The 11,750-nt window shown below is 32.1% G+C and carries 9 protein-coding genes; 2 read left to right on the forward strand and 7 right to left on the reverse strand.

What is annotated here, in order from left to right; translation table 11 throughout:
• Positions 1–32: 32 nt before the first annotated feature.
• The 5 genes from MBM09_RS07700 to MBM09_RS07720 form a co-directional block, all read right to left on the reverse strand.
• Positions 33–764, reverse strand: coding sequence for a head GIN domain-containing protein (locus tag MBM09_RS07700; RefSeq protein WP_238676271.1), 732 nt, complete (start codon positions 762–764; stop codon positions 33–35).
• A gap of 25 nt (positions 765–789) precedes the next feature.
• Positions 790–1,878 (reverse strand): hypothetical protein, encoded by a 1,089-nt coding sequence (locus tag MBM09_RS07705; protein ID WP_238676272.1) that lies wholly within the window; start codon positions 1,876–1,878, stop codon positions 790–792.
• Positions 1,856–2,425: a hypothetical protein gene (locus tag MBM09_RS07710; protein ID WP_238676273.1), complete on the reverse strand. Its 570-nt coding sequence runs from the start codon at positions 2,423–2,425 to the stop codon at positions 1,856–1,858. Before MBM09_RS07710 ends, MBM09_RS07705 begins: the two co-directional genes overlap by 23 nt.
• A gap of 9 nt (positions 2,426–2,434) precedes the next feature.
• Positions 2,435–2,995 (reverse strand): RNA polymerase sigma factor, encoded by a 561-nt coding sequence (locus MBM09_RS07715; protein WP_238676274.1) that lies wholly within the window; start codon positions 2,993–2,995, stop codon positions 2,435–2,437.
• A 117-nt stretch (positions 2,996–3,112) separates the two neighbouring features.
• Positions 3,113–5,656, reverse strand: a complete 2,544-nt coding sequence (locus tag MBM09_RS07720) for an ATP-dependent Clp protease ATP-binding subunit (protein WP_238676275.1) — start codon at positions 5,654–5,656, stop codon at positions 3,113–3,115.
• 259 nt (positions 5,657–5,915) lie between these two features.
• On the opposite strand from MBM09_RS07720, the gene gyrA reads away from it, so the two are divergent.
• Both gyrA and MBM09_RS07730 read left to right on the forward strand, forming a co-directional pair.
• Entirely contained in the window at positions 5,916–8,468 is a 2,553-nt protein-coding gene (gyrA, locus tag MBM09_RS07725; protein ID WP_238676276.1) for a DNA gyrase subunit A, read from the forward strand.
• Positions 8,469–8,485: 17 nt separating this feature from the next.
• Positions 8,486–9,736: a tetratricopeptide repeat protein gene (locus MBM09_RS07730; RefSeq protein WP_238676277.1), complete on the forward strand. Its 1,251-nt coding sequence runs from the start codon at positions 8,486–8,488 to the stop codon at positions 9,734–9,736.
• Positions 9,737–9,788: 52 nt separating this feature from the next.
• Here MBM09_RS07730 and MBM09_RS07735 read toward each other — a convergent pair whose 3' ends face one another.
• Positions 9,789–10,538 (reverse strand): C40 family peptidase, encoded by a 750-nt coding sequence (locus MBM09_RS07735; protein WP_238676278.1) that lies wholly within the window; start codon positions 10,536–10,538, stop codon positions 9,789–9,791.
• A 9-nt stretch (positions 10,539–10,547) separates the two neighbouring features.
• Entirely contained in the window at positions 10,548–11,726 is a 1,179-nt protein-coding gene (locus MBM09_RS07740; RefSeq protein ID WP_238676279.1) for an acetyl-CoA C-acyltransferase, read from the reverse strand.
• Between the last annotated feature and the right edge of the window lie 24 nt (positions 11,727–11,750).

Here is an 11,750-nt window from a genome sequence, read left to right on the forward strand (position 1 = left end):
TGAGTGGCTTTTTTTATGTAATATGTTTTACACTAATTGGAAATGCTACCAGAACCTGCAACCTTAGTGTCTTCTTTTTCAGGGTTTCCTCTGTAAACAATATCGCCTGAGCCAGCTACTCTTGCTTTTAAAGTTTCTTTGCTTACAACTCTTGCATCACCAGAGCCAGCTACAGCAACATCGGTGTTGTTTGATTGTAAATCAAAGCCATGAAAATCTCCAGAACCTGCAACACGCGCTTCTAAGTTTGTAGTGTTTCCTTTTAATTTTAAATCACCAGACCCAGAAATTGAGGCTTTAATAGAAGTTGTATTTACCTCTAAAGTAATATCTCCAGAGCCAGATAAAGAAACATCAAAATTTGATGTGTTTATTGAGTCTTCATTCCATAAATCACCAGAGCCAGAAAGAGAAGCACTACTAATTTCTTTAAAAGGAATAGTGATTTTAATCCCTTTATTAAAGCTGGTTTTTAGGTTAGTACCATTTTTAACTTTCACTATTAAGTTGTTATTTTTAACTTCTGTAATAATATATTCCAGTAGATTTTCTTCTCCTTCAATTTTAATGTTTCCTTCAGTTCCTTTTACCAGAACGTAATCAAAAGATCCTGCACATTTAATACCATCATAATCAGATGTTGTTCTTGTAATAGTGGTCATGTTGCCATTACCTTTTACTTTTCTCCATTGGGCATGAGTTGTTATTGCAAAAAGTAAAGTGGCAATTAATAAAACTGTTTGTTTTTTGATTGATGTTTTCATTTTTTATTGGTTTAAATTAGATGAATTAATTTTTGAAAAGGGTTAAGCTTCCATAATCTGATGTTACGCTAATTGTATTTCCTGATGACTTACTGCCTCTGTATCCTGCGTAGTATTTATCGGATGATTCTATAATTTTTTTAGTGAATTCTAAATCGTTATCATCATTTAATGATGCGTATTCTAGGTCAATTTCAAAATCAAAATTATAACCTGGAGCATATCCTATTTTAATGCCTACATAGTCTGATTTTATGGTAACATTTCCTGCATTGTCTGCCATCCTATTAATTTTAATAGACCCATAATCTGCTCTAATAGATATATTTTTGTAAACATCTCCAATAACAGTAGTTAAATAGTCTCCGTTACCAGAAATATTATTTGCTTTGTTAATTTTTAAGCTACCATAATCGCAATTGTAGTTAATATCTTCAGCTATTTCAATTTCAGAGTTTGTATAATCTGCATTAATGTTAAGTGTTTTAGTTTTAGAGACTGTAAAATCGCTATAGTCTGCATTTATTTTTCCACTTTTAATGTATTCAAAATAGCAACCTTTTGTATAGTCAAAATTTAAATCATTGTTATCTGCCATTAATTCTTTGGTAGTAATTTTGCCATAATCACAGTTTATTTTTGCTCTTCCTTCTAGCTTGTCTAAATTAATATTACCGTAATCATTATTTAAATCTACATGATTAGTTATTGGCATTTTAATAACGTAGTTTACTTTCATATTTACATTATTTCTACTATTCCAATTCCACCAAGATTTAGAACTGTTTTTGTTAAACTGAGTTTCAGCAGAAACGAAATCAGATGATGATGAAAATTTTACATCAATTTCATTTAATTTTTTCTCTACTTTTTCTTCATTATTGCCAGAAGTTGTAATAGTGATTTCGAAAACTATTCGGTTGTCGTTCCAGGTTACAACATCAATATTACCGTAGCTGTTATCTACTTTTAATGTTGCATTGGAGTTTACTGAAAATGTTTTGCTAATCGTTTTTGTTTTCTTGTGTTTGTCGTCTATTTTATTTGAAGCCGATATAAAAAGGGGCAACATTAAAAAAGCTATAAATGTTTTAAATTGTAGTGCTCGTTTCATGATTTGATGAATTTTTTAATTGTTTTACGTTATTTATTTGCTCTAGAGTGTTTTGTAATATGTTTATTCTATTTTGAAAATTTGAAATCATAGCGTAGATCACACGATTATCGTCGCCACTTTCAATTAAATCGGTTTTTAAAACCTTGTAATTTTCTTCTAATTTTTTTATTTGTGCTAATGCATCATTTATTAAGCCTTGAACTTCTGGTGATTTTTCTTCGTTAAGCTTAATTAATTCTTCATTTATAGTAAGTGTAAAAAAATCTTGAGTTTCTGCCATTTTTGGAGAAATGCTTGCCAGATCTCCTGAATTATCCTGTAGTTGCGAGCTTATTACTATTGTAACTAACAATAATATAGAGGCGGCTACACTAATTAAAGGTTTCCATAAACGACGCCATTGTTTAGGAGCTCCAACTAGTTGTAGCTCGCCATTATTGTTAAGTTTACTTAAAAAGCGCTGTTTATGATTTTCTTTAGGCTCTTCTAAATCAAAATCGTTTTCTAAATTTTTGAATAAATCTTCTAAAGTATTTTTGTTCATAATTTATTATTATGCGGTAGCGGTTTGTAATTTTTGTCTTAAACTTTCTTTTGCTCTAGATATTAATGTTCTGCAATTAGCGTTAGATACATTCATTATTTCACAAATTTCTTCATAATCATATCCTTCAATTAAATTTAAGGTTAAAGCAATTCTATAGTTATCTTTTAGAGTTTTCATGGTGTTTAAAACTTGTTGAGCTTTTAAATTTGTAAACTCATAATCACTCTCAATTCCATTTGAATTATCTTCAATTTTATAAAGCAAATCATCTAAAGGAACTTCTCTGTTTTTGTTATTCTTTTTATAATGATATATGCTGTTATTAATAACAATTCGTTTTAGCCACGCTCCAAATATTTTAACATCTTTTAAACTCTCTAGCTTTGTAAAGGCTGTTAAAAAAGAGTCTTGCATAATATCTTCCGCTTCAAAACTGTTTTTCACAATTCTATAAGACGTGTTATACATGGCTTTGTAATATCTGTTATAAATCTCCAATTGTGCAGATTGGTTTCCAGTTTTACAAAGCTCTATGAGCTGTTCAGTATTTAATTGGGTTGGCGTCAAAAAAACAAATTGTTATAATATAGATTAGTGTATTTTTTATTTGTTACAGTTTTTCAAAAAAAAAATCCTACACTCTGTTAGATTGTAGGATTTTTGAAATTATTAAAGAGTATTTTATTAAGACTCAGCGGGCTTTTCAGCTTTTTCAATTGATATACTTAATTCATCACTTTTCTTATCTAAGTCTATTTTTATACTATCTCCTTCTTGTAAATGTGAAGCAACAATTTCTTCAGCTAAAGCATCTTCAACGTATTTTTGAATAGCTCTTTTTAAAGGTCTTGCTCCATACTGTTTATCGAAACCTTTTTCAGCAATATAATCTTTCGCGCTATTTGTTAACGTTAAGTTGTAACCTAACCCTTTTATTCTAGCTAAAAGTTTTTCTAATTCAATATCGATAATCTTGTTGATGTCTTCTTTTTCTAAAGCATTGAAAACAACTACATCGTCGATTCTATTTAAAAACTCTGGAGCAAATGATTTTTTAAGTGCATTTTCAATAACACTTCTTGCATTGGCATCTTCTTGAGCTTTTTGTGAGGCTGTACCAAAACCAATTCCGGTACCAAAATCTTTTAATTTACGAGCACCAATATTGGATGTCATAATAATAATGGTATTTCTAAAATCGATTTTTCTACCTAAACTATCAGTTAAATAACCATCGTCAAGTACTTGCAATAACATATTAAATACGTCTGGATGCGCTTTTTCAATTTCATCTAAAAGAATAACTGCATAAGGTTTGCGTCTAACTTTTTCAGTTAATTGTCCACCTTCTTCGTATCCAACGTATCCTGGAGGTGCGCCAATTAATCTTGAAATTGCAAATTTTTCCATGTATTCACTCATGTCTATTCTAACAAGAGAATCTTCGCTGTCAAACAACTCGCGAGATAATACTTTGGCTAACTGTGTTTTACCAACTCCAGTTTGACCTAAAAATATAAATGACCCAATTGGCTTATTAGGATCTTTAAGTCCCGCACGATTACGCTGAATAGCCTTAACAACTTTTGCAACCGCTTCGTCTTGACCAATAACTTTGCCTTTTATAAGGTTTGGTAATTCGGCCAATTTATTAATCTCGGTTTGTGCAATACGGTTTACAGGAACGCCAGTCATCATAGAAACTACATCGGCAACATTATCTTCTGTTACTGTTTCACGATGTTGTTTAGTGTCTTCTTCCCATTTTTCTTGTGCTATACTTAGTTCTTTTTCAATGCGTTTTTCATCGTCTCTAAGTTTAGCAGCTTCTTCATATTTTTGCTTTCTAACAACGGCATTTTTAGTTTCCTTAATGGCTTCCAATTGTTTTTCAAGTTCTATAATTTGTTTAGGAACATCAATATTTGTGATATGAACACGAGAACCAGCTTCATCTAAAGCATCAATAGCTTTGTCTGGTAAAAAGCGTTCAGTCATATATCTGTTGGTTAATTTTACACAAGCTTCAATAGCTTCAGGTGTATAATCAACATTGTGATGTTCTTCGTATTTACCTTTAATGTTATTAAGAATTTCAATAGTTTCTTCAACTGTAGTTGGCTCAACAATTACTTTCTGGAAACGACGCTCTAAAGCACCATCTTTTTCGATATATTGTCTGTACTCATCTAAAGTTGTGGCACCAATACATTGAATTTCGCCACGTGCTAAAGCTGGTTTAAACATATTTGAAGCATCTAAACTTCCGGTAGCGCCACCAGCACCAACAATGGTATGAATTTCATCAATAAAAAGAATAACATCATCATTCTTTTCAAGTTCATTCATAACGGCTTTCATACGTTCTTCAAACTGACCACGGTATTTTGTTCCAGCCACTAAACTTGCAAGATCTAGAGTTACAACACGCTTGTTGAATAGAATTCTAGAAACTTTTCTTTTTATAATTCTAAGCGCTAAACCTTCTGCAATAGCAGATTTACCTACACCAGGTTCACCAATTAAAAGCGGATTGTTTTTCTTTCTTCTACTTAAAACCTGTGAAACACGTTGTATTTCTTTTTCACGTCCAACAACAGGATCAAGTTTACCTTCTTCAGCTAAAGCTGTTAAATCGCGTCCAAAATTATCTAGAACAGGTGTTTTAGATTTCTTGTTTGATTTTCCAGATGGTGTGTTAAAAACATCTTTAGTACCTTCATCTTCAGGACTTACATCATCATCTTGAAATTCGGCTTTGGGCTCTATATAATTATTGTCGTTTGTAATCATAAATTTAAATTGTTCTTTAACATTGTCGTAGTCAACTTTTAATTTATTTAAAAGTTTAGTAGTTGGGTCGTTTTCATTTCTTAAAATACAAAGCAACAAATGCGCTGTATTTATAGAGGTACTTTGAAATAATTTGGCTTCTAAAAATGTAGTTTTTAAAGCGCGTTCTGCTTGTCTGGTAAGGTGTAAGTTCTTTTTTTGGTTTGAAGCTACAGCAATATTTGGGTTTGCAGGACTCAATATTTCTACTTTACGCCTTAAATGATTTAAATCAATATCTAAGGCATTTAATATGTTTATTGCCTTACCGCTACCATCACGCAATAGACCAAGCATTAAGTGCTCGGTACCAATAAAATCATGGCCTAAGCGCAATGCTTCTTCTTTGCTAAAAGCAATAACATCTTTTACTCTTGGGGAAAAATTATCATCCATAAATCGTGTCCTTTCTGCATTAAAAATAGTAAAACATTTAACTAAAGGCAAAAACTATACCTAAAAATGTATGTATGTTGCTAATTGACGAAAAAATCTTTAAAAAATCAAAACTTTTTTGTTGATACTTATTAACTAAAAAAGTATGTTAAATTGTTAATAAAAAACACGAAAAATACGATTAAAAGACCTGCCAATACTATTGAAATAGTTATATTAGCATGTTTTGAAATATACATAAAACTAAATTAAATTATATATGGCAGAAGGAGAAAAATTGATCCCTATTAATATTGAGGATGAGATGAAATCGGCTTACATTGATTATTCAATGTCGGTCATTGTGTCACGTGCTTTACCAGATGTAAGAGATGGTTTAAAACCGGTTCACAGACGTGTACTTTATGGTATGCACGAATTGGGTGTTAGAGCAAATTCAGCACATAAAAAATCCGCAAGAATAGTTGGAGAAGTTTTAGGTAAGTATCACCCACATGGTGATACCTCAGTTTACGATGCTATGGTACGTATGGCTCAAGAATGGAGTTTGCGTTATATGCTAGTAGACGGACAAGGAAACTTTGGTTCTATAGATGGTGATAGTCCTGCAGCAATGCGTTATACAGAAGCGCGTATGCGAAAAATATCTGAAGACATGTTGGCAGATATTGAAAAAGAAACTGTAGACCATAAATTAAATTTTGATGACACATTACAAGAACCCACAGTTTTACCAACACGAATACCAGGTCTTTTAGTTAATGGTGCTTCGGGTATTGCAGTAGGTATGGCTACAAATATGCCTCCTCACAATTTAACCGAGGTGGTTAATGGTACCATTGCTTATATTGAAAATAATGACATTGAAATAGATGAGCTTATACAGCACGTAAAAGCCCCAGATTTTCCAACAGGAGGAACTATTTACGGTTACGACGGTGTTAAAGAAGCATTTCATACAGGTCGAGGTCGAATTGTTATGCGTGGGAAAGCAAATATTGAAGAAGTAAATGGGCGTGAGTGCATTATAGTTGATGAAATTCCTTACCAAGTTAACAAAGCAGATATGATTAAAAAGACTGCTGACTTGGTAAACGATAAAAAATTGGACGGAATTTCTACTATCCGTGATGAATCCGATAGAAATGGAATGCGTATCGTTTATGTTTTAAAGCGTGATGCTATTCCTAATATTGTATTAAATAAATTATATAAATATACAGCGCTTCAGTCTTCATTTAGTGTAAATAATATAGCGCTTGTAAACGGTCGTCCGCAGTTATTAAACTTAAAAGACTTAATCCACTATTTTGTTGAGCATAGACATGAAGTAGTTGTAAGACGTACAAAATACGAATTACGTAAAGCGGAAGAACGCGCACACATTTTAGAAGGTTTAATTATTGCATCTGATAATATTGATGAAGTAATTGCTTTAATTAGAGCGTCTGCCAATGCAGATGAGGCGAGAGAAAAGTTAATTGAGCGTTTTAAACTTACTGAGATTCAAGCTAAGGCTATTGTTGAAATGCGTTTACGTCAATTAACAGGCTTAGAACAAGATAAACTTCGTGCTGAGTATGAAGAATTAATGAAAACTATTGAAGACTTAAAAGATATTCTAGACAAGAAGGACCGTCGTATGGATATTATAAAAGAAGAGTTGGAAGTAGTAAGAGACAAGTATGGAGATGAGCGTCGTTCAACCATAGAATATGCTGGAGGTGATTTAAGTATTGAAGACATGATTCCTGATGAAAAAGTTGTGATTACAATTTCGCATGCAGGTTATATTAAGCGTACTTCTTTAACAGAGTACAAAACCCAAAATAGAGGAGGAGTTGGCCAAAAAGCATCAACTACCAGAAATGAAGATTTCTTAGAACACTTATTTGTTGGTACAAACCACCAATATATGTTGTTCTTCACTCAAAAAGGGAAATGTTTCTGGATGCGTGTTTACGAAATTCCAGAAGGAAGTAAAACATCTAAAGGAAGAGCTATTCAAAACCTTATAAATATTGAACAAGATGATAAGGTTATGGCCTTTATATGTACTCAAGATTTAAAAGATGAAGAATACATAAATAGTCATTATGTAATTATGGCCACTAAAAATGGTCAAGTTAAAAAGACCTCTTTAGAGCAATATTCACGTCCAAGAACAAATGGAATTAACGCTATCACTATAAAAGATAATGATGAGTTACTGGAAGCTAAATTAACAACTGGTAATAGTCAAGTTATGCTAGCTTTAAAATCTGGTAAGGCTATTCGTTTTGAAGAAGCAAAAACTAGACCAATGGGTCGTGGAGCTTCAGGAGTTAGAGGAATTACGCTTGCCAATGCTAAAGATGAAGTTATTGGTATGGTAACTGTAGAAAACCCAATGGAACAAACAGTGCTTGTGGTTTCTGAAAATGGTTATGGTAAACGTACTTATATTGATGATCCAGAAGATGGTGAAGCAGTTTACAGAATTACAAATCGTGGTGGAAAAGGTGTAAAAACCATTTCTATAACAGAAAAAACCGGTAATTTAGTAGCCATAAAAACAGTAACGGATAATGACGACTTAATGATAATTAACAAGTCTGGAATTGCAATTAGATTAGCCGTTCAAAATTTAAGAACAATGGGTAGAGCAACTCAAGGTGTAAAATTAATTAACTTAAAAGGTAATGATTCTATTGCAGCAGTTGCTAAAGTAATGCATGATGATGAAGATGTTGAAACCATTGAAAATACTGATGATTTAAAAGATGGCACAACTCTTGATAATTCCAATAACGAAAATAACACAGAAAATTAAACTTAATATTATTTAAAATGAAAAAACAAATTATCGTTGCTTTAGCCTTTTCAATTAGTGCACTTTCATTTGCACAGAAAAAAGAATTGAAAACTGCAGAAAAAGCAATAAAATCAAATAATTATGCTGAAGCTAAAACTGCCTTGAATCAAGCAGAAAGCTTAATGTCTGCAATGGATGATAAGACTAAAGCAAAATTCTACTTTTTAAAAGGAAAAGCATTATATGCCGGTGGAGCTGGATCTATTAATGATGTTGAAAGCAGTTTAGAAAATTTAGGAAAAGTTAATGGAGCTTATGTTGCAGAAATTGCTCAACTAAAACAAGAAATGGCAAATAACTTGCTTACTAAAGGTAATGCAGCATACGAGAAAGAAGATTTCTCTACATCTTCTAAGTTTTTTGAAAAAGCATATAGAGTAACCGAAAAAGACACCGTGTTTTTATACTATGCAGCAGCAACTGCAGTTAATGTGAAAGAATATGATAGAGCTTTAACATTATATGAAGAACTTAAAGGTTTAGGATATACAGGTATTGAAAAACAATTCTTTGCTACTGAAGTTGAATCTGGTGAAGAAGTAGTTTTAGATAAAAACACAAGAGATCTTTATGTAAAAGCAAAAAGTCATATTAAACCAGGTGAGCGTTTAACAGAATCAAAAAAACCTGAAATAGTTAAAAATATTGCATTAATTTATGTTAGTCAAGGTGATAATGATAAAGCACTTGCGGCTATGAAAGATGCAAGAGCAGAAAGTCCAGAGGATATTAATTTAATATTATCTGAAGCCAATGTTCATTATAAAATGGGTAACAAAGATGAATTTAAAAATTTATTACAAAAGGCAACTCAAATGGATCCAACAAACCCTGAATTACAATATAATTTAGGTGTTATATCAGCAGAATCTAAAGAGTTAGACCAAGCTAAGTCTTATTACGAAAAAGCAATTGAATTAGATCCAGGATATGTTAATGCATATATAAATTTGTCTGCCTTAGTATTAGACCAAGAACAACCACTTATTGATGAAATGAATGGTTTAGGAACTTCAAAAGCTGATGATTTACGTTATGATGAGTTAAGAGAAAAAAGACAAGGTTTATATAGAGAAGCAATTCCTTATTTAACAAAAGCCTTAGATTTAGATAATAAAAACATTAGTGCAGCAAAAACACTTATGAATATTTACAGTATTTTAGGTGAGACTGATAAATATAAAAGTATGAAAGAAAAAGTTGAAACTCTTGAAGGAGGACAATAATTCTTATAAACTTATGTAAATAAAAAAGCCACATTTTAAAATGTGGCTTTTTTTATATTACTTTTTTAATAACCCGTAATTTATGAGTATGTGTTTTTTTATCAATATTATAAATTCCAGAATGGTCTAATCTATCAATTCTAACTTTACCATGTGCATGTATAATGTAGTTGTCTTTCATTATAATACCAACATGAGTTATTATACCTTCACTATTATCAAAAAAAGCTAAATCACCAGGTTCGCTTTCTTCAATAAAACTTAGTGCTTCACCTTGTGTAGCTTGTTGAGAAGCATCACGCAATAAATTATATCCGTTAAGTTTATATACCATTTGTGTAAAACCAGAACAATCAATTCCAAACGATGTTTTTCCACCCCATAAATAAGGTGCATTTAAGTACATAAACGCAGTTTTTAAAAGGTTGTCTTTTGCGTTTTTTGTGTTTATTGATTGACCATCAAATTTATGGTTTAGTATAGATAATCCATTAAGAGTAGAACCTAAAAGTATTGGGTGTAATTGTGAATTGCTGTCTTCAATAAATTCTACTAAATCTAGGGATAACTTTGGAGTTTCTTTATTTAAGTTGTTGTATTGTTCTTCTGTGATTTCAAAATATTGTTTATTGTCTACCCAACCTTCATAAGAATCAAAAGCTAATCTTATTTTACTCCAATTTTTACGTTGTTCTAATATTTTAAAAAATTCACCATAAAGAACTTGAGAAACTAGTTCACTTACATCTGTAGGTTCATTTCTAAGAGGAACAATGCTTAAATTACAAATTCCGTATTGCATTAATTACCCTTAATTTCGTTCAATAATAATTGCAGAAGCACCACCGCCACCATTACAAATAGCTGCTGCACCAATTTTGGCATTGTTTTGTTCTAAAACATTTAAAAGCGTAATAATTATTCTAACTCCAGAACAACCTAATGGATGTCCCAAAGACACGGCACCCCCATTTACGTTTACATTACTATCATTTAATCCTAAAATCTTCATATTAGCTAAACCAACTACAGAAAACGCTTCATTAAACTCAAAGTATTCAACGTCATTTAGTTTAATTCCAGCTTTATCTAATGCTTTAGGTAAAGCTTTTGCGGGAGCAGTTGTAAACCACTCAGGTTCGTGAGCAGCATCAGCATAACTTTTTATAGTTGCCAAAACTTTTAACCCTAGTTCATCAGCTTTTTTTCTACTCATTAAAACTACTGCACCAGCTCCATCATTTATAGTAGATGCATTTGCGGCAGTTACCGTACCATCTTTTGTAAAAGCAGGACGTAATTGAGGAATTTTATCCATTTTCACATTAGTAAACTCTTCATCTTTCGATACTAAAATGGGTTCTCCGCGACGTTGAGGTACTTCAACAGGTACAACTTCATTATTAAATTTTCCAGCTTCCCAAGCAGCTGCAGATCGTTTGTATGATTGTATTGCAAACGCATCCTGATCTTCTCTGGAAAACTCATATTTTGTTGCACAAGCATCTGCACAAACTCCCATAGCATTTTGGTCGTAAGCATCAACAAGTCCATCTTTCTGCATACCATCAATTAACGTAGTAGGGCCAAATTTTGTACCTGTACGTGCATGTAAATAATGAGGTATTAAGCTCATATTTTCCATTCCTCCAGCTACAATTATTTTAGAATCTCCAAGTGCTATAGATTGAGCTCCTTGCATAACAGCTTTCATACCAGATGCACACACTTTGTTAACAGTTGTACATGGCACAGTATTAGGTATACCCGCATAAATAGCAGCTTGTCTTGCTGGTGCTTGTCCTGTTCCTGCTTGAACAACATTGCCCATTAAAACTTCGTCTACTAATTCAGGTTTTAAACTTATTTTGTTTAAAGCGCCTTTTATGGCTATGGCTCCTAAATTTGGAGCTGGAATAGTTGATAAACCTCCTAAAAAACTGCCAATTGGTGTTCTGGCAGCAGAAACAATAACTACTTCGTTATACATTTAAATAATGCTTTAGTTTGGTAT

It is taken from the genome of Flaviramulus sp. BrNp1-15 (genome assembly GCF_022259695.1).
Taxonomy (GTDB): Bacteria; Bacteroidota; Bacteroidia; order Flavobacteriales; family Flavobacteriaceae; genus BrNp1-15.